A 25,141-nucleotide genomic window follows, 5' to 3' on the forward strand; every position below is an offset into this window, starting at 1 on the left:
CGAAAGCTAAAAAAGGCTTGAATCGATCGTAGCGTCAGGTTGTACTCCTTCCGTAGGAGAGCGCGATGTATCGAGGCGAGCATTGCCACACAAGCGTGCTGACCAGGTTGTGTCAGTCTTGCCAACGACCGTGTTGCGCTTGTCGATGATGATTTCGGATGCCTTATTCAGGAGTTGCCGCACAGCGAGACGGCCGCAGCCGAGGCGGCCAAATCCGGTGAACTGAACATGCGGGGGAGAAATAGGTACAGTGAAGGACATGCGGCCTAGAACAGGATGCGTGGATCAAGAGCTACGAATGAGCTGCGTCCGCTATGCACATCCGCGTGTGGTCGCCGTTGCTGTGATAGTGATTGCGGCACCATGGTGGATAGGATGCGCACATGCGCGAGACGGTCGGGCTGTGCAGGTCTTGACGTCGTGCAGATCAGAAGTGACTCGCTTCTGTGGCCAATTTACACAGCGTGGCGATGAGGACGTGGCCATTTTATGCCTTAGAGACAATTTCGAGAACTTGCGAGATAAATGCCGCCGCATGGTGCCGACGGCGGCAGCGAAAGGTGATGGACCGGTACCGCGTATCAACAAGCTTCCGCTCGTCCTCCACCGAGGGAGCGATCGGTCCGGGCGGCAGTTGCAAAAATCGAGCGTCACTGAGGCATTCAGACGACGAGCGCCGGAGTTTGGCCAGCTTGGTAATTAAGCTGATCTGTCTCGAGTCGGCGTCCTGTCCAGCTTCGAATCCTCAACCGGAGGACTGAGCTCCGTGCATCAAATTGGTCTCGATCACGGCAGTGGGGAACAAGGTGCCATGACGATCGTCTCCTGCACGGAGATCCTCAGACGACGAATATGGGACATTTGGTCTCATGTCTATGTGACCAAGGTGTCATACGTCTATCTCCAGCCGGACTGGAACTGGCTATCTTGCCGGGGTTTTGTAGCACGGCTGATGCAAACCTGACTGGCTCGCTGCTGGTCCGAATTATTCGACGTGGAGATCGAGCGCGCCCTCCATGCGGGCGACGTATTCGCCATCGACCTCCGGAATGCACCCATGTCCTTGCGCCCAGGCTTACCGTCATTCTCTGCCAGACGTCACGGACTGCCTTGTGCCTGGCATTGCGCGCTCTTGATCGCAGGCTCGGCGGCAATCGGCTCCCTCGATGGCAGTGCTCTTGGGCGACTGTACTTTAGAACTCAAGGTCAAAGGGAATGCCGTCGACAAGAGCCGTTCAAAGGCAAAAAGATGTTCAACCAGACGCTTCTCAACGGCGATACGCTCAGCAACAGGCGAGCCACTTTTAAGTAATCGACGGCAGCGCCAGATTTCGTTCCGCAACCATCTGATCTCACTTAGTGTATCGTCAATTGAAGTCATCACGGATGTGGTGGTCCTGGAGCGTCAAGCAAGCTTTATCGCGCGGCACACGTTTGTGCCAGGTTCAATATCACCATCACGCCACGACCGTGGCGAGGAGTCTCCGCAGACCATAGCGTTTTACGGCGCTCCGGTTGGGTGATTTGCATAATTCCTGCGCGGCAAATCATTGATTGGTGTGCGAACAAATAACCAAGAGCCGGAGAACCGGTGATCGAGCTCCGACAACGCAGAGAGCTCGGCAGAACGACTGAACGCCGAGCAGATCGGAATCTCAAGTAGCCCTTGTGTAACGTAGACTGTCGATATCTGTCCCCCGGGATCGAAAGGTCGTTCGCAGCATCACGCTCGCATCTAGGTCGCGAAACATGCTGTAATTCTGACGGATCCACTGATGTAGCTCGGTTGACCAGTCCTTCTCGTGGCGCAGATACCCAGTAAAGGAAAAGCCAAGCCGATCTATATATCTGTTGAGGAACGGCGGAAGCGCGGCGATCCGAAGAATGCGTTCGCCGTCAATCGCTTCAGATAATCCGCCACGTAGCACGAATTCATTGTGAATGGTGACCAGCGAATTGGCCGGAATTCGCCGCCGCAGCATTTCGTAACCGCGAAGAGAAATGCGTTCAGCGCCTGAAACGAAGAGTATCATGGGAGCGACATAACGGCGCTCCGTCTCCTTCATGAAGCCAATCTCCTCGCACATCTTGAAGAACTCATCGAAGGCGTGAAAGCCGAGATCAATCACCTTCGGCACCCGATCGTGGATGACAAGAGGGTCCATCAGCTGCATCTTGCTGTAAGTGTCGATCAGATCTGCGGTTTCAGTGATGTTTGGCAGGTAGTCGAGCAGCGATGGCTCGTTCAAGTTGACGTCGATCGACAGCGCTGTGCCGTGTTTGAGCAACAAGAACTCGCTCATAATCCGGGCGATGAGAGTTTTACCGACCTGCGGGCTAGGAGAGCATATGATGTAGATGGGCGTCGCTAACATAGCCAGCAAGTCAGTTTTAGTTCGTACGCGGGCAGCCGAAGCTTACCGAATATGCGCCTAATCGTCGCCGGCCCGGGTGCCGGACTTTGCCCCGGCCAATTCCGTCAAGTTAATCCGGTCAAATTCGCTCCAGACGTTTGCCAGCCAGTGGCGGACATAGCCTCGAAGCACGAAGGAGTTGTTCGCAGGTTCATCGTTACGCCCCTTGTTTGCGACGAAGTCTATAAAAGGCACGGATGCTACTTCCACCTGCTCGTATGCCATCTCGTTAAGTTTTGGTATTACCAGCTCTGTCGCATGTTTGATGCGGTGAAAATACGAATTATACGTCGCTTGATCCCACTGGAAGAATTGAGTGTCGTTGATGAAGTTCTTGACTAGATAGTACTTTGCGCCGCTCATGAAGGTCGCGGTTTCCGCGATCTCGTCCAGTGAAGCGATAGATGATCCAAGAATATGGAACACAGCAAACGTAATCTGGCCAGACCGCGCCGAGTCCAGAAATCCGATGTCGCGTAAAGAAGCCAGCGCAGACGATAGTAATCCTGCGCGAGCATCAATGACAGTAACGGACAGACCTGCGTTTAGCGTGTCGAATATCTTCATCTGGTCCGCCGTCGTCGTCATGTCGACGATCTCGGTGATCCCGGGATAAAAGCGCTTCAGCGTTCCCCGTGGAGACTCCGTGTCAAAGGCGCGAGTTTGAACTTTGTTGACGCTGAAGTAGTCCAGTAGCGTTCGTGATACGGTCGTTTTACCCACTCCACCCTTATCCGCACCTACCACAATTACAACTGGCTTCACCATAGGAATCTCCTGAGACACTCGCTTATGCCGTGCGCAGATGCGCAACCGACGCGGCTCTGCTTTGGGTGCGAACGTGGCAGAAAGAAGGGGCGATGAACCGCATGCGCAATTGATCTGCGACTGATGGACGTTTTTCAACATCAACCGATTGACGTCCTTGGATTGCAACGACTATGGAGGCCGAGATGGGGCGTAAATCACTCGTACTGGTGGTCTACGTGAGGTTTGTAAGCGGCTGTAATGCGCGCCGCCGCCATATCTCTGCCCCGCCATCTAGATTGGCATGAAGCGACCGAATCCTACGTAGGGTCGGATTACGAGCGCGGGGAAGCGCAATCGAGTCGGGCGGCGCTGTCCCCGTGATAGCTCGGAAATCAACACAGGTGTGATGGATCAGACCGTTTTCTGTTCGGCAGACAAGCGCCGAGAGATGAGGCTCAACAACCGATCTCTCACTCTGCTGAACAGTATTGTGATACGCGGCGTGCGCAAAGAACCGCGGAGGTGATCATGGGTCGAGTGAAAATGCAGATCAATCGCGCGAGGCCGGGCCGCTCAGGAAGGGTCTTGAAGACATGTCCGGCAGAACCTTCCCTGAGCAGGCCAGCAACCATGTGGCTTGCGGGAGGTATTTGAATGCGCTCCTGAGTCGCGCCGCCTGTGAGGGCAGATTCCATCGCTATCAACGGGGCAGTGGAATCCTGCACGATCCGGGCTTCAATACCGCAAGACGAAGCTCTTCGCTAATCCTGGTCCGGGCAAGCGTCCTCGCGGCGGCGAGCGAATTTGCCGAGCCGAGCATCGCGATTGGGAGCGCGGCTCCCGGAGGAGGATCTCACGTCCTGTGCAAGGATGGATCATGAGCGTCTCCCCGTGTGAAGGTGGACTCTTTGATAAGATAGCGGGCCACCGACCGTTTCTTGTCGAGCCATTTCCACATGGCCTCGTGCAACTGCTGTACACCGACGGCGTGGATGCGGTCTGGCCAGCCCCGAATATCGTCAATGGATAATCTTGTCAGGCCACGGCCATGCAGCATTTCGGTTGCGAATGGCCGAGGTAAACAATTGGTCAATCTCCGCTAGCGTCGATGAGACGGAAAAAGTCATAGTTGTGTGCGCGATGCTGTTTCTGGAGGCAAGGGATGCGGACACAAAGGACCGCTGTCCGCCTTCGAATCATCACTAAACGAATTGCTCAAATTGGTTAGTGAGGATTCCAAGACAGGGCAGTTCACAGCCATCCTGATTGAGATTGCAAATCGAAACGTGCTTAGTTCGGCCTAGCTGTTGCTACACTCCGCTATCCGGCCAATAAACTGAGCCAACGGGCTGCAGAAGCGCCCGAACGGAGCGCTGCCGAGCCGGGATTTCATGTCGATGTGCTCCTTGTGGCTATCGGCCACCGCCATGTCGGCAACGTTCTGCCAACCATTCACAGCCTCCACTCCGAGCGCTAACAGATCGAAAATGGTTTTCGAGCAAGTTCTTGCCCGAGATTGCAGGGGAGGAGATCCACACATGACAGGACCGGCCGTTATGGAAGATGTGCGCCGTTATCGCGCGATAGCTTCGTTGTGCCGTCAGTCCGCGGCATTCCGGCCAACCCAACGAGCCTCATTGCTAGCGCAAGCTACAGAGTGGGAGGAACGCGCGATCGCGGAGATCGAGACATACTTTAGTTGTTCTGCTGCACGTCCTGCTTGATTGCGCTCGACGATCAAAAAAGCGTCGCGATCTGGTCAATAGGCCGGATCATGAAAGGCAATGCTAGCTAAACGATCCAGTCGGCAAGCGGGCGCGCTGGAAATTCACGTGAGAGCTTCGAATAGAACGATCTACACCTCAGCTCTGCGAACGCTTTCGCCTCGCAGACGCTGTGCCAAAGTCGCCGCTACGACGAGGTCGCGGGGCTGGCACCGATTGAATATTCCGCGCGGATGGTAAGCCTAGCTTTCGGCAAGCTAACAGCAAAGCCTCAAGACGCTACCATTCCGAGCCGCTCCCGCATTGGCCCGTTCGAGATAGCGCCGCGAAGTGCCGGCCGTCCTCCTGCGGTGCTGGGTTGGCGCCGCTGGTCTCCGTCTTACCTTCAAGGGCCAGGGACAGGTTTAAATTATTGCGCAGCATCAGGTTTTGCGGGTTCCGCAGCGAGAGCTTGGCGGTACAGTTCTTGCGCCTCTCGATGCTGGCCTTCGTGATCGAGAACAACTGCTTTGGCATTCAATGCGCGCAGGTCGCCAGGGGCTGCCGATAAGATGCCGTCGAGGACCTCAAGCGCATCGTTCGGGCATTTGCGAGCCATCAAGGCCCGCGCAAGAGGAATGGCCGCATCCACATTGTCAGGTTGTTGCTTCAGCGCATCGCGTAAGGCTTTCTCGTCAGCATCGCGACCGAGGGCGTGAGCGATGCGCTCGCGCATAGCAGGATCGAGCTCCTTGGCCCCGAGCAGCTCTGCCGTGGACGCCGGCTGATGTGAAAGACCAGACTTGTGTGAGCCAGCGCAACCTGCGAGCAGCACGATGGCAATCATGGGGAGAACGGCCAAGCACGAATGGCGAGGAAAGTGACGCCAGCGGCGCAGAATGTCAGCCTTATGTGAATTCATAAGCGATCTCACCCACAACTACGCTCGTCAGCCAGCCGCAGGGAGGAGGTCACGATGGCCGCCTGTAGGAGCCTTGTCCTTGCCAGGCGCAAGTTTTACGGAGCCAATCGGCTGGACGGTGAAATCCGGGGCGAGATCCTGATACGAGAGAACGGGTAGGTCTATTCCATTGCGGGTGAGAAAGCCGCGGATGAAGCGCCGGATATCCATCGAGCCCAGGATCACCGGCTGGTTCTGACTGCGTGCGATGCTCGAATGGATCTGACGAAATTGCGCAAGCAACATCTCGCTTTGCCGATCCTCCAAAACGAGGTAGGGACCGACAGCGGTCTCGCGCACCGCACTGCGCACGATATCCTCGGTCTCACGCTCGACGATAAAGGCCGCCACAACACGATGGACGTTGGCGTAGCGGTGACAGATCTGTCGCTTCAGCGCGGAGCGCACATATTCGGTGAGCAGTACGGCGTTTTGCTCGCGTTCGCTCCATTCTGCTAGCGCCTCCAAAACCAGACGGGTGTTCCGGATCGGAATGCCCTCGTCCAGCAAGCGACGTAGGACATCCGCGATGCGAGGGATCGGTGTCGTTCGCAGCACCTCTTTCACCAGATCGGCATATTCCAGTTCCATCCGGCCAAGCAACTGACGTGTCTCCTGAATGCCCACCAGGCGCTGTGCATAGCGTGTCAACGTGGACTGGATCCGCAAGGCGATGATTTCGCTCGGACGGTGATGCCCTATTCCGGCAGCTTTGAGAGCAGGCGCATGGCGTTGTTCGATCCAGATCCGATTCGTGTCTTGCTCGTGCCAAAAGGGGATCCCGCTCAAATCAATGTTCGCCACGTCGTCGTTAAGTAAGAGTTGTGTAGGTTTAATGCCGCCCTCTTCCACGGGCACTCCTTCGACATCCACCCGGAATTGCGACTGGGCCAGGTGCGTTGCGCTTTGGGCGGGAATGCGTGGAATAGTGATGCCCAGATCAGCTGAAACCCGCGCCGAAACCCGAGCGACGCACTGCTCCAGTTCCCCTACGTCGATCGCCTGCATCAGGCTCGGCGCTAGCAACAGCGTAATCGGAAGTGCTTCCGCCGGCACGGCTTGCTTCTGACCCTGTGCGGAAGCGGGAGCCGAACCCGTGGGACCAGCGCCAGCCTTGGGAGCGGTCTTGCCCTCTTGCACGCCAACCTTGAGAAAGCTGGCGGCGGAGAAGAGGGCGGCCAGTATGATAAAGGGGAGCAAAGGGAAGCCAGGAACGAACCCCATCACAAGCAAGACACAGGACGCCAAGCGTAGCGCTTGTGTGCTGGCCGTAAGTTGGTTGACGATATCGGCGCCGAGATTGAGTTTGGAAGGACCGTTGACACGAGTGACAATGGTTGCGGCGGTAATTGACAGCAGCAGGGCAGGAATCTGCGAAATGAGGGCATCACCGATCGTCAGGATCGTGTATTGATGCATCGCCTCCTCGAGGGACATGCCCCTGGACAGCGATCCGATCGTGATGCCACCCAGCATGTTGATACAGATGACTATGAGTCCGGCTATGGCATCGCCCTTTACGAATTTCATAGCGCCGTCCATTGCGCCGTGCAGTTGACTTTCTCGCTCCAGCGCGCCGCGCCGGCTGCGGGCTTCGTGCTGATCGATATGGCCGTTGCGTAGCTCCGCGTCGATCGCCATCTGCTTGCCCGGCAACGCATCGAGGGTGAAGCGCGCCGATACCTCCGCCACCCGTTCGGCGCCCTTGGCGAGAACCATGAACTGCACCATGGTCACGATCAGGAATATGACAATGCCGACGGCGATGTTGCCGGATATGACAAAATCGCCGAAGGTATGAATGATGCTGCCGGCATCGCCCTCGGCCAGGATCAGTCGCGTCGTTGCAACTGTAAGAGCGAGACGAAACACGGTGGAGATCAGTATGACCCCCGGCAGGGACGAAAAGTCGAGTGGCGTGTTGAGATACAGGGCTACCATCAACAGCAATATGGCAAACCCCAGATTGAAGCCGATCAGCATATCGATCACCACGATCGGGATCGGCATGATCATCATTCCGATTGCCAGAAGAAGCATCAACGCGACCATCAAATCGGGGTGAGCCGGCGCGCGCGTGATGAGTTTTCTTAGAAGGTTGGCCATGGGAAGCCTTATTGTTGTTCGATTGCAGCTGTGCTGCCACGCAACAAAACATAGCGTTTGAAGACGGCTCGCGCTTCGGTCATGCGGCCAGCGTGACGCAGGGCGTGGCTGCGCATCAGCATCAAGGGCAGACACGAAGACGGCTCATCATCCAGTCTGTCAAGCTTGTCCAATACCGACAGTGCTTCGTCACCGCGACGCTCCGAGATGAGAGCGTAGGCTAGGATGCGGAGCAGGCCGATGTCTTGAGACTGTTCGTGGGCGATCAGCCGTAACAGAGTCAGGCTCTTGGCGCTTTGTCCACACGCAAGGTGGGCATAAGAAAGCACGCAGAGCAAATCTCGCTCAGGCCCGGAGATCAGCTCGACAGCGCCGGCTTCGGCAACGATTGCCGGCTGTGTAGATGTGGAGTGTTGCACTTTGTCTGACCCGGCCTTTACTAGCCTTTGATCAAGCCGTTGTGGCTCTGTCGGAGCAGGATTAATCGCTTCAGCTCCAGTTGCAGAAGCGCGGCGCCTTCACGTGAACCCAAATCTTCGGGGGGCGCGGCTGATAGCGTATCAGCCAAACGCTCCAGAAGAAGGCCGTGTTGCTCTGGACGCAGAACATGCGAATGACGTAAGCGCGGTGTCACGAAGGAGAGGAGACTTTGCGCCAGAGTGGGCTCATTAAGCCAAGCGAGTGTCGAGCCCGGTTCCACTTGACCTGGCGAGGCGCGCGCCTCGTCGAGATTGATGCGCGAAACTGCATCGATCGAACTGAGCTCGAGCGCGCTCTCGATCGTGGAGTCCACCAACCGATCCAGCACGTGGCTATGATGAGAAATTGAGGTGTGGCTCTTGTTATCATTCCCCCGTGTCCGATCAATCCAGATGGACTTGGCTCGAGAATTAACCGGAGTGTTGTCAGATGCATGATGGTCAACGTTTGGCTCCTGAAAAGAGGTGCCAGGCTCGAGGGCATTGGGGGGAAGCCTAGTCATGGCACTTTCGTTCCTTACCTGCGGCCTAAAAACTAATAGGGTAGAGTGGCAAGCCGGCCATCCCGGCTCAGCAGAACACGCCCTTTCTCAATCCCGTAGACGGTCCATCCATTGGTCAGGAGCGCGCCGACGAAATACTTTTGACCAGCAATGACAATATAGGGATCGCTCCCGCGCCAAACAGCCTCGACCCCGATTGTGGGGGGCGTCTTCTCATCCTTGATGGCGACCGCATTGACGAGCGTATAAGCCCCATGGCTATTGTGATCAAACCGCTGCTGGACGTCTCGCCATGTGGGGAGCGAGGCGGGTGTAACGGTGCCGTCGGCAGTGACAACGCCCGCCCCAGAGCCGATCTTGATCCCGACAAGGCCTGCTCTATCAACCTCCTCTTGCAGCCGCCCGGCAGCTGCATCGGTGGCGAGAGCATCAGGAGCGCTGAGCGCCAGTTTTGGTGCAATGTCGCTAGCTGGGGACGACGCACTTGATGCCATGCTGCTGTCGGTCTGGACAAAACTGGATGCGACTGCGGCAACGGCGGCAGAGCTGATCAGGGCCAGGGCGAGCACTGCGAGCAATATACGCCGGCGGTGGATGGAGCCAGCTTGTTTGTAGTCCTCGATTGTCCAGCGAATTGACATCGCGCCGGCATGCAAAGTGACAGGAAGAGCGACAACAATTGGCTCATTTGGTAAAATTGTCTCGTGCCCCTCGATCCTGACGTCCCCCGCAAGGGCCTCGATCTCGATTGCATTGGAATGCGGGGTGACACGAAGATGGCGCGGTTCGAGGCCTTGTTCGACGAAGATTAAGTCTGCATCGAGGCTGCTGCCAATCAGGCACGATCCGGTCCCTACTTTACCTGTCAGCCCGGAATAACACCCCGACAGCACTTCGAAATGCGGGCAATTTGGTTCATTCACGGTTGGTTTCCTGAACAGCGAACGGGACCGTACGGCAAAACCGTACGGCCCGTTGCGACTTCACAGACTAAGCAGCCGGGGAAGGTGGGGCGGCGACGCCGCCCCGTTTCGTCCCTTACTGCACCCGTTCGTCGGCCGCTTTCTTGACAGTCGAGAGCTCGGTCGAGACGACGCGAAGTTCCACGTCCCTCTCAGCAGCCTTTGTGCTGGTCGCAGTCAGAGCTGCAATTTGCCGTTGGAATGCCGCCTCTCCAGCAACTTCAGCGGCGGTGGAAGTGGCTGCAGCAGTTGCGGTGCCGGCTGCCCCACCTGCGGCTGAGGTATGAGACGCACCAACATTTTTAGTCATACTATTCTCCTGTGTGCTCGAATTTCGCCGCTACATGCGGCGACTATTTCCTAGCGTCGCAATATGCGGCGTCAGGAATCCTCGTCTGTCTCGGCCATGACATCGTCGAAATGGCTCATTGCACTATTCGCAAATTGGAGAGCAACGGCTCCCAGAGCGACGTTGAACGCTTGCTGCATGGCGGCTTCATGCGAGTTGCCGCCTGGAGTGGAGGCGCCGCTGTTTACGGGAATGTTTGCATCAGGCGATCGGCCATGATTCTCGCGCTCGCCCGGCTTGTGAGATCCTGTTTTGCCGCCACTTTTGCCGCCGGCGGCGTGGAGGTCAGCATCAGCGTGCCCAGCGACGTTAGAGCTCGTAACGCGCATCGGGTTCTCCTATGTCAGTTCGATGTGCCAATGGAGGCAATTTCCACCCTTCAGTATGCAAGTCTTAGCTTTCGACAAGCTGACGAGCCGTAGAAGTGCAATGAGCCGATCGTCGATCCTCATTAAACGTCTTCACCAGCACGCCGTATTTGATAGGTCGCCGGCGAAAGCTGGAGATCAGATGGATAGAGACAAGCGATGGTCTGTGAAGCTTGATCGGGTGAACACGTTGCTCATCGCTTCGAAAGCGTTCAAAGGCGGAATATCAAAGGCACTACTAATAAGAGCGTTTTGGGGCCGACGTGCTGCAAGCTCGGGCTCACGTTCGTTGCGATGCCTCCGAGCTCTTTTCAGCGATTTGCTTGCGGTCAGGCGAAGCGGCGCGGAGCCTGACCCGGTCGGGAGCGAGGCGGACAGTCAGAGTGACGGCTGATTTAGCACCGGAACGATCCATCGATCCCGAGGCAGCCTTATGGCAGATCCGTCGATCGCGACCTTTCACGGAGAGCGATTAGGAGCCCGCCGCTCGACTAAAAGCCCATCGGTTCCTACCGCTCGCGACCAAGGTGCTCTCGATCCTTGTGCAATCGACAGGCTTGGCGCTGCGGCCAGTCTGTGGCGCAATGTTATTGCATCGTGTGTTGAGAGGCGGCGTCAGCGGCAGACTGGGTTTGAGGTCGGACTTGGGCGATCGAGTGCGGCCAACATACATGCGCATTGAAGTACCGAAATCAGTTCCCCGGATTCCGGGGCGGTCTCAAGTATCTGGTAGAGCTTGCGCCACCTACTGCTCGGCAGAGAGGCCCAACCGCGCGGAGGCCGCGCAAGCTCAGTTTCCAGCGTGATGAGAGGATAGCTCTTGGCCTAAGCGTAAGCGCCTGCAGCTTGCAAGCGATCGGACTCGATGCGGGCCTTCAGGCTATTCAGATAATCCTCCGCGTAGGACTGGGCCACCGAAACCGGCAGGTTGATGCCGGCGGTCGCGGCTTCTTGAATTGCCTGCTTCACCAGGCCTTCTCGCATTGCTAATTTGACCTCAGGTCCCGCGATGCAGCCCACCGCCTGTGCCGCAAGGCTCAGCCCGGCTTCTTCCAGCGCTTGCTTTATGTTGCCGCCACTGATCGCAGTGTGAAGAAGATTTGCAGCTTGCGCCTCGGCCTCGAGCACCATTGACGCCAGATCGGTCAATTCACCCAACCCTGGAATGAAGCCAAGTACACCGACTGCAGTCGCGGCCCAGTCGAGTACCTTAGAGCCAACTTTGAGCACGTCATTAAGTGCGTGCATGAAGGCGCCACCGTTCTTTTTGGGGGTTTTGACATCGGGCTGGTCTGTCACGCCCATCGTCATGTCCGCGACCGCGTCTTGCTCGGCAGGCGTTCGGGCGGCATGCGTCTTCACCTGATGGACGGTGCGGTTCGCGCCCGACATGTTGTTGAAGAACTGCTTGAAGTCGCTGTTGCTGATGTTGCCGGAATCGACCGTATGCCCGCCGCCGAAGTCGAAGAACTTGTGGTGGGTTTTGTAGCCCGTAATAGCGTTGTTCATCAGCCCGAACAACACAGGATCCGAGAGCAGCTGGGAGGCCGCCTTTCGCACCTCGGGCGCGAGGCTCTTATCATCGACCATGCTCGCCAGATTTTCCAAGGTCAGGTCGCCCTTCCCGAAGAAAGCGTTTTGGTTCGTGCTGATGGTATTGAGAGTATCGAGCTCGGACTGCGTGAGATTCATCGATGATGAAGCAACCTGCAGGAAGTCCTCCTTGTGAACCTTGTCTATCGAGCCACCGTACAACTGCTTCCATTCATCCGGGTGGTCGAGGAAATATTGAGCGGCCGCCAGGACCTGCGGCGGGCATTTGCCAGTTTTAGCTTCGCCGTCGACGATCCGCTTGAAATCCGCAAGGCTCAGGGTCCTAGGGAGGTTGTCGGAATACCGATAGAGCTCGCGCAATGCATCGGTCTGGGTCATAACGGATGGCTCGCCATTCCGGGTGCCATCGGAAGGGATGTAGTTTTGCGTATAGCTCTTTGCCCGCTGCTCCTGGAAGGCAGCAACCTGCGGATGGTGGTCGGAGAAGCCGGAGAGATCATCTGCTTTGATCTTCCCGCCGCAGCGGCCGTCACCTTGCGAACCTATCGCATAGAAGAGCTCTGGGTCCTGTTGCAGAGCCTCAATCGCCGCCTTTAGATCGGGCGGTGTGGACGGATCGTTGGCCAGATCTCCAAGAGATTTCCAATCCAGCGGACATTTGTCTTTGTGTCGGTTCAGCACTGACACAATCTGCAGCTCGGAATCGGTCAGCGTACCGCTGTTCCACGTAATCCTGGAGCTTTGTACGGGTGCCTCTGCAATCTTCGGGACGCTCACAGTGGTGGAGGAATCGGGCGAGGAAGACTCTGGGGTCTCTTGACATCCGTCCAGTGCGGCCTTGATCTCCGGCGGGAGGATGTTCCGCACCTCCTGCGTAAGTTCCTCGGTCAGCTGCTTGGCTGGGTCCGTAGCCGCCGGATCCTGCGGTGCGGAATGGGCCTCGGTTTTGTCTTTCAACGAGAAACTAGCCAGCATCGCCTCGAAATTTGAAAGATCCCGCGCCGATGATGGCCCCGGGGCCAGTGCGGATAAAGTCGTGCTGGCGGTTAGCGATACGTTGTTGACTGACATTATACGTCCTCTGATTTGAGATCGCACCACAACCGGTCATGTGGCGCAGCCCGAGAATGGCGACGAACCGCGAGCAAGAAATGTCGATAGGCGTCTGGCTCCTACCGCTTGCTTCCGATTGCTCCGTGCGCCTCCAGCACTCAGTTTCCCTACAATCTATAGGCACATCGCCCCTAGACATTCACGCCGTATGATAGGTTTGATTAGCTTTCCAAAAGCTGACGGCGCGCAGAGGTTTCACGACGAGACGCAAAATGACAGTTTGTGAAAGACGGCGATGGGGCCTCGATATCGGAATCGGCCTGCTTGCTGTGCCCGATCACTCGCCTCTCCGGGCCAACTACCCGTCCTGGCTGTGCCTCACATGACCGAATGCGAGAGAGGGTTTTATTCATCTCAGACCCTCGCTGGACCATACTCTTTGACTGGCGCTTCGAGCGAACACTCGCCAAGCGGCTAAGCATGATGACATGAAGAATGCCTGGCGCGTCGATCCGGAAGAATACCGTCGGACTATCTCGATTATCATTCGGTATATAGTTCAACGTCCCAGGCGCCGTCGGTACAAGATCGCGGTTCCCTAGCATTTCGATCAGAGCATACCTCGCAGTTTGGCCAGTGAAGAACCACTTGGTCTGGCGCGACGACATTTCGTCAAGGCGAAATCTCCAATCTCCAGCGGAGCAACCGGTGCGCGCAACGTGGGCTATGCCCGCGTTAGCCCAGGATCTATAATTGCCAAACAGGGTCGTTGCCGAAATCGGAGGCGTCCGCGGTATTGAGCGATCGGCTGTTGGGATGTGGGCCGCTCGCTGATGGCTCGAGACGCGATGATCTGCCTCCGAGGACCAGTGGGACGCTGGGCTGTTGTCCACCGGGCTTAGCACGGCAAAGTCCATCCTGTTCGTCCCTTTGAAAAACCGGCTGGCTTTCATTCTTGTGCGACGAAGCTCATTTGCATGACGGATTTCGTAGAGTTGTTCAAAAGCTCGCGTGAGGCGCTAAAGTGCAAAGCGCGACCGCCAATGCTGCTGGCCAAAAGTCTGGGTCGCATCCGGCTGCGGTCTGGACTTTTATTGCGCCGTGCTGCGGCAACGGCCATCTACACACCCGAGCTCTGACATTGGCAGCAGTAGCTTTCGTAAAGCCGACACAGGTCATAAGCATAAGTCATTTATTAGTTGAATCGGGTGTGTGGACCACGCCCTCTTGATGTGATACCTCCGGCGAAGGATTGTCATTCGGTCGTCCTTCGCGAACGACCACGCTGGAAGATCCCCGAAATAGCATCAAAACAGAGTCGTTCGGTGGCTTTCCGCTACCGCTCGGGTTTCGTCGTGCCTGTGCCTCGGCCACAAGTCCTTTCAGTGTTTGCTCCACGAGCGCGACAAAGCGGGGTGGACCAGAGGCGAAGACGAGGCCATCCCCCGGTACTGCTCTGACAATGTAACGCTCGTCTGAGATGTTGAGTGCATCGAGTGCCGCCTTGAACGCATCAAAGTTGATTGGGCTCGAGACCAAAAGGCGGCTCTGCGCCTCATGCGCGTCGGATACGTAGAGCACCAGCCCATCGTAGTACCATTGGAGATTGTACAAATTGATCAACCGTTCGAGGAAGTCTCGCGGTGGGAGATCGGGCATTCGCCCGCGAATCCGCCCCTTCACCCCGGTGCTGACATTGACTCTGATATTTAGGTTGTTGCCGAATTCCTGCAGCGCGGCCGCGAGGTCCTGATCCAGAACTGTGTAACTATAAGGCGTCGACGGCAGCGCCAGGGGCGCGCCGAGCGCCTCAACGACGCCCAAGGAAATGAAAACACCGGCATAGAGAACTTTCTTCAAGTTGTGCTGTCCTGTGGAGGAGATGAGCATTTCTGCTCTTTTACACATGAAAACGAGCACCGGATGAAAGCCGATGCTTCCCCCCAAATTGGAAGCTGACCGTGATCATTAAATGGCAGCTGCTCGTCAGTTTTCGGTCAGCTTGCTTTTCTAAGGTCCCGCCCCATTCGTGTGAACAGATGGCTCATCTCACTACGGGATAGCAATGATTTCCTCCATGTTGTTCGACATCAAGTCGGTCTCTTCCAATTCGGTCGAGTGTGCCGCCGGCGGATGCTCGCCGGCACATGCCCAGTTCGACGAGAGTCTTGCGCAGGCCGCCTCGAGCCAAGGTGCTGGCTCTTCTGTGGCCGAGCGCACGCCGGCTCCATCGCTGCCGGAAGTCCAGCGCGCTGTCACGCCGGCGAGCCCGTTCGGCGATCGCATCCTTCAGAGCATTTCTGCTATGCACCAGGTTACACCATTTCCGTCGAGTGCAGTTTCGCCGACGATCGTCGACGAGCCTAATCCTACCAAGAGTCTGCAGCTTGGCCCGGCGGCGCAACCAGTCTTGCGTGTACAGCAAATCGAGGTACGTCCAGCGGGCAAACCGGAAGGTGTGGATCATTTCGAATCGGCGCTGGTGAATCTGCGGGGTGTTTACAACGGCGTCATCCAGGTTTCGCTCCTCTCGAAGGGGACAGGTGCTGTTAGTTCATCTCTGAATAAGCTTCTATCGGCGGGCTGAGCGACCCTTTGGCTGTCTTGACGAAAGATAAGCTCAGGAGCGGCTGTCCCGCAGGAAAGCGGATTTATGCTCTCGTTCTGTTGCCGCTCTTGCTGAGCCTGGCCGGCTGCAAAGCTGACCTGTATACCAAAGTTCAGGAGCGCGAAGCTAACGAGATGCTTGGGCTGCTCCTGAGCAAGGGTGTCGATGCCATTCGTGTCGTGGGTAAGGATGGGACCAGCACAATTCAGGTGGAGGAAAAGCAGCTCGCCTACTCAATCGAGCTGCTGAATGACCAGGGCCTGCCGCGCCAACCGTTCAAGAGCCTTGGTGAGGTGTTCAAGGGGGCGGGCCTTGTTGCCTCTCCGGTTGAGGAGCGAGCTCGCTACGTCTATGCTCTCAGCGAAGAATTGTCGCGCACGATCAATGATATCGATGGGGTTCTCTCCGCGCGTGTTCATGTCGTTCTGCCGAAGAATGATCTTTTGCGACAGGATGCAACTCCGTCCTCGGCGTCGGTGTTCATTCGACACGCCTCGAACGCCAAGCTCTCAGCGTTGCTACCGCAGATCAAGATGCTCGTCGCCAACAGCATCGAAGGTCTATCATACGACAAGGTGGCGGTCGTGTTCGTGCCGGTTGAGCGGGCTCAGCATGAGGTCTCCGTCGTGCCAGCAACAGCTTCCGCTGGTCCAAGCAAGTTGATCGCAACCCACATCGCGGTCGGTGCAGGAGGTGCGCTCGCCGCGTTGGCCATGCTATCTTTGCTGCTGAGCACACGTGGGCAACAGCTTCGTCAATCCTGGCGCAAAGTGACAAGTCTCGGCAGAGATGCCGGCAAGCCGACGGTCCGGTCCGCCGGCAAAAAGCTCTCCTCCGACCCGAAATAGTGGCAGCAGGTCCGTATCGATGGCATCCACTGACCCAAATTATTCATTCAACCCGCATTCCGATCGCCTGCGCGGGCTTGCCGCTTTGATCCATCCCAGCCGGTTTGCCCGCCATCTTGATGGGCCGCTGTCGGCCGACACAGTGCTGCGGTTACAGAAGACTCGGAGACTGCAGCAAAGACTAGTAGAATTGCTGCTAGGCAATGAGCTGGCCTCGAACGGAATCGATTGGGGTAGGGACGTTCTGCTCGGGCATGATCCGCGTACGGCGGCGCTGCTCGCTGGCAGTATCTGGCATGCCCGTTCGGTGCGGAAGCTTGTGTCAAGGCATGATGTCGCGATTCTGATCGAAAATATTGGTGCGGAAGCACATGCTTTCGCAATCCGACACTTATCGAGCGCCGTTGCAACCACATCGATTGACGATCCGCAGAAGCTTGCGAGCCAGATTGAACATGACGGATGTGCCTGCCTTGGCGCTTGGCTCAAGGACGCGTCAGAGCTTGACCGTGTGCGCGTTCTTTTCCGCTTACCCGTGGGGACCACCGCCGAATCCCCCGCAGCGGAACACCACAACTCAGCGGGTCAGTTACTGGCTTTGGTGGTGGCCCACTTGGCCACGGAGGAGCCTGCGGCATGACTGACAATGAAACAGCCTTGCCAGATAGCCCGCGGATACGGCCGCTTGGTCCCCTCATACCAGCCGCGGAACTTGGTATCTGGTCCGATGCGGTGCAGACGCGCGCGCTAGCCGAGCGATACCTGCGGCAGGCTCGCAGTTGGGCAAGGAAAGCCTATCAGCAGGAGCGGGAGCGCGGCCACTGCGAGGGTCTTGGGTCAGGCTCGGAGGAAATGGCGCAGCTGATCGCCCAAGTTGCTTCCGATGTGGCCCGGCGAAAAGCCGTTCTGCAGCGAGAGTTGCCGCAGCTCGTCATTGAGATATTGACCGATTTATTGGGCTCCTTTGATCCGGGTGAAATGTTGGTAAGGACCGTTCGTCACGCGGTCGAGCAAAGATATGGCAGCGCGGAACTATGCCTTCACGTGTCTCCTGTGAACGCTGATGCACTAAGGCATGAATTTCTGGCGTTCGATGGAACGGATGGTCGGCCGAAAGTCAGAATTAATCCGGACCCGGCCGTAGCGTCGGACCAGTGCGTTCTGTGGAGTGAGTTCGGCAGTGTCGATTTAGGACTCGCCGCCCAGCTCCGCACATTGCGTCTCGGCCTTAATCCATCCTCTCAGGAACTCTATCCGTGATGACCCAACGATCAGGCCATGATCAAGCGGCCGGAGAAGGAGATGTGCATGCGGCGATAACATCTCTACGAGTCGCAGCAAAGGATGTCGATACGCGTGCCGTGCGGGGACGGATTACGCGCGCGATTGGCACCTTGCTTCATGCCGTGTTGCCAGGGGCTCGTGTTGGAGAACTTTGCCTGTTGCAGGACCACGCTTCCGGATGGTCACTTGAGGCCGAAGTCATCGGTTTGCTGCCGGACGGGGTGTTGCTGACGCCCATCGGCGATATGGTAGGCTTGTCCCATCGCGCGGAAGTGCTCCCGACCGGACGCATGCAGGAAGTGTCAGTTGGGCCTGACTTGCTAGGCCGCGTGATCGATAGCTTCGGCCGTCCACTCGATGGCAAGGGGCCGATAAAGACGGTCCAGACCTATCCGCTCCGCGGCAAGGCGCCGAACCCGATGAGGCGGCGTGGCATCGAGCAGCCGTTTCCGCTCGGCGTTCGCGTGCTGGATGGACTTCTGACGTGTGGCGAAGGTCAGCGAATCGGAATCTATGGAGATGCCGGTTGCGGTAAGTCGACGCTGATGTCGCAAATTGTGAAAGGCGCGGCTGCCGATGTCACCGTGGTTGCGCTCATAGGAGAGCGTGGACGCGAGGTGCGTGAATTCATCGAACGTCATATCGGCGATGCCCTCGCTCGCACCATCGTTGTCGTTGAGACATCCGATCGATCGGCAATGGAGCGGGCGCAATGCGCTCATATGGCGACCGCACTCGCTGAGTATTTTCGTGATCAAGGCTTGCAGGTCGTTCTGATGATGGATTCGCTGACGCGATTTAGCCGTGCGATGCGCGAAATCGGCCTTGCCGCCGGAGAGCCTCCCACCCGGCGCGGTTTTCCTCCTTCCGTCTTTGCTCTGCTTCCTGGTCTGTTGGAGCGAGCCGGTATGGGCGAGCGGGGCTCGATCACGGCATTCTATACTGTGCTTGTCGAAGGTGACGGCACGGGCGATCCGATCGCCGAAGAGTCGCGCGGCATTCTCGATGGTCATATCATTCTTTCGCGCGCGCTGGCCTCGCGAGAGCATTTTCCCGCCATCGACGTGCTGTCGAGCCGAAGTCGTGTCATGGATGCGGTCGCCTCTGGTCCACATCGCAAGGCGGCATCCGTCTTCCGCGATTTGCTCTCGCGCTACAATGAGGCTGAGTTCCTGATTAAGGTCGGTGAATACAAGCCGGGCAGCGATCCACTGACTGATCGGGCAATCGATTCAATTGAGGAACTGCGCGCATTCTTGCGCCAGGGACAGGACCAGCCGTCTAGCTTTGAGGAGACCATTTCATGGATGTCGCGTCTGGCGGCCTGAATCTCGTGCAAGCGTCGAAATTGCGACAGGTGAAAGACATCAGAGAGCGAAGCGCGCTTCGTGAATTGTCGAACATGGAAGCCAGACTCCAAACTGCGATCAATGCGCTGCAGCGAGCGTGTGAGAGTCTTAAAGCCGCGGAGAATCGTCGCGCCAAGGTCGAAGCTGAACTTTATCAGGAGTTGGCGTCGCTCGAGACGATGTCCGTGACCGAGCTCGACCGTCGCTGTCAACTAGTCCTTGGGCGGCTGGCAGCAGAGATCGAATCGACACGCCAGGAGCGCGAGCAGGCGCACATCGCGCACGAGCAGGCCCAGCAGGCAGTGAACGAGGCGCGGAACATATGGGCCAAGCGTTCGACTGCGAGCCAGAAATGGCAGGAGATCGAGGGCGATGTCCAGCGCACTACCGCTCTCTGTTCGGAGTTTGCAGCCGAAATCGAGGCCGACGACGAGGTCTTGCTCCGATACAAGGGTGGTTCGCGCTGCCAGGCGGTCGGTAGCTCGAACTGATGGCTAGTTATCTTAATGCGTCGCGAGCTGCGCCCGCGGAAACTGTCGGTAAATGCTATGGGTGAACTCGCACCATTTCAGCCAGCGGCAAAGCTGTCGCATGAAGTGATCTCGTTGCTCAACGAGATCGCCGCACCGCGCACGGTTTTTCAGGGCCGCACCGGCGATAGGCCGCTATCGATCCGTATGAGTCGACTCGTTTGGCGGGCCGAGCCATATGCCATGTCGATGCTCGACTGCGTATTTTGCGTCGGAGGCGAGACCGCTGTGTTGTCCCTGCCCCGACTTCTCGTCGAGGCACTCATTTCAACGGTCCAGGATGGCCTTACTTTACCTTCCGATCCAACCCGCTCGCTTCTTCTCGAACTTGCACTGGAGCCTTGGATCGCTCAATCAGAGATCGTGCTCGCGCGAAATTTGCAGCTAATCCGGGTCGAAGACGCAACGGCCAAAGACCCCTATTTGGAGCTCGATGTTACTTTCGGGCCGCTGAGGGCCAAGGCCCGCCTGTTCTTGTTCGCGCCTCTTGACGGTCTGGTTCCGCCTGCGTTTCGTGCCTTGGGCGAGTTGATCGGCCAATTACCGCGAGACTTATGCAATATTTCTTCGGAATTGCCGGTCGTAATTGCGAGAGAGATTGGCTCGCTGCGCGCGCCCATCAAGCTTCTTCGCCAAGCGCAGCGCGGGGACGCGCTGCTGCCCGACGTCATTCCATTTGCCCATGGCCAGCTCATCCTCGCTGCCGACAAGTTGTGGGCGCCCGCGCAAGCCGCGGGCGACAGACTTATCCTTCGGGGGCCATTCCGCCTGCAGTCCAATCCTCTAAGGTATGCAAATATGACCATACGCCCCCAAGCTGAGCAAGCAATCCCACCCTCGGAAGCCGACCTCGACAGTGTTGAGATCACGCTTGTGTTCGAATGCGGCCGCTGGCCCATCCCGCTGGGTACGTTGAGAAGCATCAACGAGGGGCACGTGTTCGAGCTTGTGCGGCCGGTGGACGCTCCGGTCGATATTGTTGCGAATGGTCAATTGATCGGCCGCGGCGACATCGTACGTGTCGGTGAAGCGTTGGGTATCCGGTTACGTAGCAAGTTGGCGGTCAATGGTTGACATTCAACCGAGCATCCTTGCGCTTGTTGCGGCGACCGCTGGCCTTGGCCTGCTGGCGTTCGCAGTCGTCACAACAACGGCGTTCATCAAGGTTTCTGTCGTTCTCTTCCTGATCCGTAACGCGCTCGGCACTCAGTCCATACCACCAAACATCGTTCTGTATGGCGCTGCCTTGATCCTTACCGTGTTCATAGGCGCCCCAGTATTCGAGCAAACCTACAACCGCATCACCGATATGCAACTTCGCTACCAAACCGCCGATGACTGGTTGACCGCCGCAAAGGAGGGCAGCGAGCCGCTGCGCGCCCATCTGAAAAAGTTCACGACTGAGGAGCAGCGCACGTTCCTCCTGTCATCGACGGAACATATCTGGTCGGAGGAGATGCGCGCCAACGCAACAGCCGATGATTTTGCGATCCTCGTGCCGTCTTTTTTGATCTCGGAGCTCAAGCGTGGGTTTGAAATCGGTTTCCTTCTCTATCTTCCCTTCATCACAATTGACCTAATTGTGACGACAATTCTGATGGCCATGGGCATGTCAATGGTGTCACCAACAATGATATCCGTTCCTTTCAAGCTCTTTCTGTTCGTCACAATCGACGGCTGGTCGCGGCTCATGCACGGGCTGGTCTTAAGCTACGCATCTCCGGGGAGTTGAGATGGACGAGGCCAGCATCCTCACCCACTTGAGCCGATCACTGGTCCTGTTCATGATCTGGGTTCTACCGCCGCTCCTGGCAGCCCTCGTGGCTGGATTGGGTGTCGGCATCGTGCAGGCAGCAACTCAGCTCCAGGATCAAACCTTGCCGCTTACTGTGAAGCTCCTCGTGGTCGTCGCCGTGCTCGTTCTGTTTGCTCCGGTGCTGAGCGCGCCGCTGATCGAGCAAGCCCAGCATATCTTCACTGAGTTTCCCGCTCTCACAGCGAGGTATTAGTGCGCGGAACGCAAGACTTCGCATATGTCGTGTTTGTCGGCCTTTATGATGAACCGCAAGAGGACGAGTTCGTCAGCTTATTGAAAGCTCGCCTCACTAGCATGAGACGGATAGATATCCGAACTGTCGTGTTCGGCTCCCTGGGCCGGCCGTATTCGGAGGAAGAATGATCCCATTTGGAATTTTTATCAATCCGATTGAGACGAATTACCTGCTGAGACTCTTTGCCTGGCGAGTTGTCGCGCAGTGAACGGGCGAACCGCTTTGATTGCAAGCGGCTCAATGATTCTGGCGTTCTTGGGAATGAGCCTGCGAATGAAGAGGCCGCTCGAAACCGACCCCATAGAATGGCGAGATTGATGAAAGATTCGAGGCTCTCAGACCTCCAAACAGCGCTTCGAGCGGTGAGTGTGGAAGAAGCCTGGTGAGTCCGCCGGTCCTTTCATCGGATGGTCATACCTCGGCTTCGAATGGCTATAGTCATGTGGACAGTTGAATTCGAAGTCACCTGCGTTGTGGGGTGGCATGTCGCTCTCCAGCCTCTGGGAAGCGAGATCTGCAGAGTTCTTGACATCTCACATGTGGCGACGCAGGTGCGACATTGCATTGGCTGATTTAACCACAAGCTGAGCTCAGATGGATGCGTTGTCACCCACCGATACGCAAGGTCTGATTCAGACTGCTGTCGAGTTCGTCGTTGCGGCCGGACTTGGCGCGGCCCGGCCGCTCGGCATTATGCTGGTTCTTCCGGTATTCACGCGACCGCACATTAGCGGGGTTATCCGCGCAAGTGCGGCGATTGTGATTGGATTGCCTTGCTTGATGCAGATCAGGAACGGCTTGCAGACACTAGATCCGGGCACTCGTATGATTGCGGTCTCACTCCTGGGATTGAAGGAGATGTTTATTGGCCTGCTGTTCGGCTTTCTCGTTAGTATACCGCTTTGGAGCATCCAGGCCGTTGGTGACATCATTGACACCCAGCGCGGCATCTCCAGTCAGGTGGACGATCCTGGTACACGCAGTCAAACCGCCCCGATGGGGCTCTTTCTCGGGACTGCCGCGATCACTATCTTCGTTGTATCAGGAGGTCTGCAGACCATGGTCAGATCCCTCTATGGAAGTTACCTGATCTGGCCCGTGTATCGGCTGCTGCCGCCCCTGACCCACCAAGGAGCGATGGAGTTTATCGGGCTTCTCGACCATATCATGCATACGACGCTCGTGGTCGCCGGGCCCGTGCTGGCTCTGCTGCTTCTGATCGACGTATCTCTCATGCTGCTCGGGCGCTTTGCGCCGCAAATCAAGCTGAACGATCTCTCTCCGACCATCAAAAATGCTGCCTTTGGCATCATTATGGTCAGCTACGCCGTCTTCCTGATCGACTATATGGAAGCAGAGATCAGTCAGTTCAACGGCGTGCTGGAGTGGCTCGAGAAGCTCTTGAAATGAACGACACGAGCGAAGAGAAAAGCCTTCCACCAAGCCACAAGAAGCTGAGGGACGCGCGCAAGAAAGGGCAGAGCCCGCGCAGCGCCGACTTTGTGACTGCGGCAAGCCTTTGCGCTGGTTTCGGCTGCCTGTGCTTCAGGGCCGGCCCGATCGAAGACGGATGGCGCGAAGCCGTGCGGCTGATCGACAAGCTGCAGGAACAACCCTTCAACAGTGCGGTCCGGCAGGCGTTGCTCGGATTGTTGGACCTTTCTATAAGTGCCGCGGCTCCCATCCTAGGTGCCGCGGTCGTTGCGGCGATGCTGGCTGGTGCCTTGGCCGGAGGCGGGCTGACGATTTCGGTTGAGCCGCTTAAACCCAGCTTTGAGAAGTTGAACCCCGTCAAAGGGCTGAAGCGGATTGTCTCCCAGCGGTCGGTTGTCGAGCTTGGAAAGTCTATCGTTAAGGTGTTGGTTCTCGGCGGTGCGTTCGTGTTCACCGTGCTCGCAAGTTGGAGGGCACTGGTATACTTGCCGGTTTGCGACTTGAGCTGCTTCGGTTTCGTCTTTGAGGAGCTCAAAGTTCTGATCGCCATTGCTGCCGGCGCTCTTCTGATTGGCGGCTTGGCCGATCTGCTCATTCAGCGTTGGTTGTTCTTGCGCGACATGCGCATGACGCAGAGCGAAGCCAAGCGCGAATCCAAGGAACAGGATGGTAATCCGCAGATCAAGGGTGAACACCGCAGGCTCCGCCGGGAGTCGTCGAACGAGTCTCCGCTCGGAATTCAACGGGCGACAGTGATACTGAGGGGGCGCGCGACATTGATTGGGCTGCGCTACGTTCGAGGCGAGACCGGCGTCCCGGTGCTGGTGTGCCGCGGTGAGGGCGAAACGGCCTCACAGCTACTGGCGGAGGCGCGCGCGAGACGTCTGAGCATTGTCAAGGATGATGTGCTGGCGCGTCAGCTGATCCGAAAAGGTGTCATGGGGAAGGCCGTTCCGATGGAGTGTTTCGAGAGGGTTGCAAAGGCGGTCTTTGCCGCCGGCCTAGTTTAGCGTCCGTACCAAACCAGCTATGGCTAAACTCTCTTGTCAACGACCCCACTGTCCGAGAACCTGATCTGCAAGATCCCAAGAAAAGAACCCGGGGAATTGGAGTCCAGATCGCTCGTCGGCGGATTCCAAGACTGATATGGACAAGAACGCCAACCAACGGCCATGCTGCTTGGGTCTCACGAGCCGCTTATTGGTTCTCTTGCGCAACCCTGTTATGGCTTTCATCGTCCGAATTGCTCCTGTTGCCCGACGACGTGGCCCCACGTTGGGTAATGGGAAGTACTGCACGATCACCACTGGTCGGCATGACAGCGCTATTGCCTAACAAGTCGCCAGGTTCATTGATCATGACGGCAAGGTTATTTCGGACTGAGCAGCCAAGGGTTGGACTGAACGAATTGTCGTTCACTGTAGGACCGACGATGGAGAGCGACGGGCAGACCGGAGGATGGGCTTCGAAGGTAATGGCTTCGATCCTCACCCCGGAACGAGCCGGCAAATCCATACGAGAGGCGAACAGGCGGATGTTGTAGTTGGCAACGCCCATGGCGCGAACCTCGTGGGCGACCTGTGCAATGAGTCTTGGTGCGCCGATGATACCCACATGGAGCGCATCCGGCCGGCCGCGACTAGTCATTGCAATAAAGCTTCGCAACCGATGCCGTTCGGGGCCACGAAGGCTCTGCAGGAACAATACGCTACTCTTCTGCTCGACCTCGATCTCTTGGCCGGCGGGCGCGGGACGGATCGAAGCAGTATTGGCGCAGCCCCCCAATGTTGCTCCGATAACGATGGGGTAGCACAGATATCGCAAACTCATTGTTT

The 25,141-nt window shown here is 57.2% G+C and carries 24 protein-coding genes; 12 read left to right on the forward strand and 12 right to left on the reverse strand.

What is annotated here, in order from left to right:
- Positions 1 to 1,655: 1,655 nt before the first annotated feature.
- Together ACVW16_RS23470 and ACVW16_RS23475 are read right to left on the reverse strand one after the other, a co-directional pair.
- Positions 1,656 to 2,375 (reverse strand): hypothetical protein, encoded by a 720-nt coding sequence (locus tag ACVW16_RS23470; RefSeq protein WP_456701463.1) that lies wholly within the window; start codon positions 2,373 to 2,375, stop codon positions 1,656 to 1,658.
- Between the two features lie 57 nt (positions 2,376 to 2,432).
- Entirely contained in the window at positions 2,433 to 3,182 is a 750-nt protein-coding gene (locus ACVW16_RS23475; RefSeq protein WP_456701464.1) for a hypothetical protein, read from the reverse strand.
- Positions 3,183 to 4,702: 1,520 nt separating this feature from the next.
- Between ACVW16_RS23475 and ACVW16_RS23480 the strand changes: the two genes are divergently transcribed.
- A complete protein-coding gene (locus ACVW16_RS23480) occupies positions 4,703 to 4,888 on the forward strand; it encodes a hypothetical protein (protein WP_456701465.1) in 186 nt (61 codons plus the stop codon).
- A gap of 409 nt (positions 4,889 to 5,297) precedes the next feature.
- Here ACVW16_RS23480 and ACVW16_RS23485 read toward each other — a convergent pair whose 3' ends face one another.
- From ACVW16_RS23485 to ACVW16_RS23525, 9 genes are all read right to left on the reverse strand, one after another.
- Complete coding sequence (locus ACVW16_RS23485; RefSeq protein ID WP_456802431.1) at positions 5,298 to 5,789, reverse strand: tetratricopeptide repeat protein; 492 nt, start codon at positions 5,787 to 5,789, stop codon at positions 5,298 to 5,300.
- 27 nt (positions 5,790 to 5,816) lie between these two features.
- A complete protein-coding gene (gene sctV / locus ACVW16_RS23490; RefSeq protein WP_456701467.1) occupies positions 5,817 to 7,934 on the reverse strand; it encodes a type III secretion system export apparatus subunit SctV in 2,118 nt (705 codons plus the stop codon).
- A gap of 8 nt (positions 7,935 to 7,942) precedes the next feature.
- A complete protein-coding gene (sctY, locus tag ACVW16_RS23495) occupies positions 7,943 to 8,353 on the reverse strand; it encodes a type III secretion apparatus assembly chaperone SctY (protein WP_456701468.1) in 411 nt (136 codons plus the stop codon).
- Positions 8,354 to 8,373: 20 nt separating this feature from the next.
- Entirely contained in the window at positions 8,374 to 8,727 is a 354-nt protein-coding gene (locus ACVW16_RS23500; protein WP_456701469.1) for a hypothetical protein, read from the reverse strand.
- Between the two features lie 221 nt (positions 8,728 to 8,948).
- Positions 8,949 to 9,839, reverse strand: coding sequence for a SctD/MshK family protein (locus ACVW16_RS23505; RefSeq protein ID WP_456701470.1), 891 nt, complete (start codon positions 9,837 to 9,839; stop codon positions 8,949 to 8,951).
- A gap of 115 nt (positions 9,840 to 9,954) precedes the next feature.
- Positions 9,955 to 10,188, reverse strand: coding sequence for a nodulation protein NopA (locus ACVW16_RS23510; protein WP_456701471.1), 234 nt, complete (start codon positions 10,186 to 10,188; stop codon positions 9,955 to 9,957).
- Positions 10,189 to 10,259: 71 nt separating this feature from the next.
- Entirely contained in the window at positions 10,260 to 10,556 is a 297-nt protein-coding gene (locus tag ACVW16_RS23515) for a hypothetical protein (protein WP_456701472.1), read from the reverse strand.
- Positions 10,557 to 11,420: 864 nt separating this feature from the next.
- Positions 11,421 to 13,220, reverse strand: a complete 1,800-nt coding sequence (locus tag ACVW16_RS23520) for an HrpF/NolX family T3SS translocon protein (RefSeq protein ID WP_456701473.1) — start codon at positions 13,218 to 13,220, stop codon at positions 11,421 to 11,423.
- Between the two features lie 1,170 nt (positions 13,221 to 14,390).
- Positions 14,391 to 15,092, reverse strand: coding sequence for a secretin N-terminal domain-containing protein (locus tag ACVW16_RS23525; protein WP_456701474.1), 702 nt, complete (start codon positions 15,090 to 15,092; stop codon positions 14,391 to 14,393).
- 187 nt (positions 15,093 to 15,279) lie between these two features.
- Here ACVW16_RS23525 and ACVW16_RS23530 point away from each other — a divergent pair, with 187 nt between their 5' ends.
- The 11 genes from ACVW16_RS23530 (at position 15,280) to ACVW16_RS23580 (ending at position 24,316) form a co-directional block, all read left to right on the forward strand.
- Entirely contained in the window at positions 15,280 to 15,789 is a 510-nt protein-coding gene (locus ACVW16_RS23530; RefSeq protein ID WP_456701475.1) for a nodulation protein NolB, read from the forward strand.
- Between the two features lie 62 nt (positions 15,790 to 15,851).
- Positions 15,852 to 16,658, forward strand: a complete 807-nt coding sequence (gene sctJ, locus ACVW16_RS23535) for a type III secretion system inner membrane ring lipoprotein SctJ (protein ID WP_456705159.1) — start codon at positions 15,852 to 15,854, stop codon at positions 16,656 to 16,658.
- 19 nt (positions 16,659 to 16,677) lie between these two features.
- Positions 16,678 to 17,298: a nodulation protein NolU gene (locus ACVW16_RS23540; protein ID WP_456701476.1), complete on the forward strand. Its 621-nt coding sequence runs from the start codon at positions 16,678 to 16,680 to the stop codon at positions 17,296 to 17,298.
- Positions 17,295 to 17,918 (forward strand): type III secretion system stator protein SctL, encoded by a 624-nt coding sequence (gene sctL, locus ACVW16_RS23545; protein WP_456701477.1) that lies wholly within the window; start codon positions 17,295 to 17,297, stop codon positions 17,916 to 17,918. The genes ACVW16_RS23540 and sctL overlap by 4 nt, the downstream gene beginning before the upstream one ends.
- Positions 17,918 to 19,270: a type III secretion system ATPase SctN gene (gene sctN / locus ACVW16_RS23550; protein WP_456701478.1), complete on the forward strand. Its 1,353-nt coding sequence runs from the start codon at positions 17,918 to 17,920 to the stop codon at positions 19,268 to 19,270. The genes sctL and sctN overlap by 1 nt, the downstream gene beginning before the upstream one ends.
- On the forward strand, positions 19,246 to 19,782 hold the full coding sequence (locus ACVW16_RS23555; protein ID WP_456701479.1) for a hypothetical protein: 537 nt from the start codon (positions 19,246 to 19,248) through the stop codon (positions 19,780 to 19,782). The genes sctN and ACVW16_RS23555 overlap by 25 nt, the downstream gene beginning before the upstream one ends.
- 57 nt (positions 19,783 to 19,839) lie before the next feature.
- Complete coding sequence (sctQ, locus tag ACVW16_RS23560) at positions 19,840 to 20,895, forward strand: type III secretion system cytoplasmic ring protein SctQ (protein ID WP_456701480.1); 1,056 nt, start codon at positions 19,840 to 19,842, stop codon at positions 20,893 to 20,895.
- Positions 20,888 to 21,553 (forward strand): type III secretion system export apparatus subunit SctR, encoded by a 666-nt coding sequence (gene sctR, locus ACVW16_RS23565; RefSeq protein ID WP_456701481.1) that lies wholly within the window; start codon positions 20,888 to 20,890, stop codon positions 21,551 to 21,553. The genes sctQ and sctR overlap by 8 nt, the downstream gene beginning before the upstream one ends.
- Before the next feature lies 1 nt (position 21,554).
- Complete coding sequence (locus ACVW16_RS23570) at positions 21,555 to 21,830, forward strand: EscS/YscS/HrcS family type III secretion system export apparatus protein (RefSeq protein ID WP_456701482.1); 276 nt, start codon at positions 21,555 to 21,557, stop codon at positions 21,828 to 21,830.
- Between the two features lie 636 nt (positions 21,831 to 22,466).
- Complete coding sequence (sctT, locus tag ACVW16_RS23575; protein WP_456701483.1) at positions 22,467 to 23,282, forward strand: type III secretion system export apparatus subunit SctT; 816 nt, start codon at positions 22,467 to 22,469, stop codon at positions 23,280 to 23,282.
- On the forward strand, positions 23,279 to 24,316 hold the full coding sequence (locus ACVW16_RS23580; RefSeq protein ID WP_456701484.1) for an EscU/YscU/HrcU family type III secretion system export apparatus switch protein: 1,038 nt from the start codon (positions 23,279 to 23,281) through the stop codon (positions 24,314 to 24,316). Before sctT ends, ACVW16_RS23580 begins: the two co-directional genes overlap by 4 nt.
- Positions 24,317 to 24,503: 187 nt before the next feature.
- Here the strand turns inward: ACVW16_RS23580 and ACVW16_RS23585 are convergent, their stop codons facing one another.
- Positions 24,504 to 25,136 (reverse strand): CpaD family pilus assembly lipoprotein, encoded by a 633-nt coding sequence (locus ACVW16_RS23585; RefSeq protein WP_456701485.1) that lies wholly within the window; start codon positions 25,134 to 25,136, stop codon positions 24,504 to 24,506.
- Positions 25,137 to 25,141: the final 5 nt, after the last annotated feature.

This window comes from Bradyrhizobium sp. USDA 4474, from assembly GCF_054057515.1.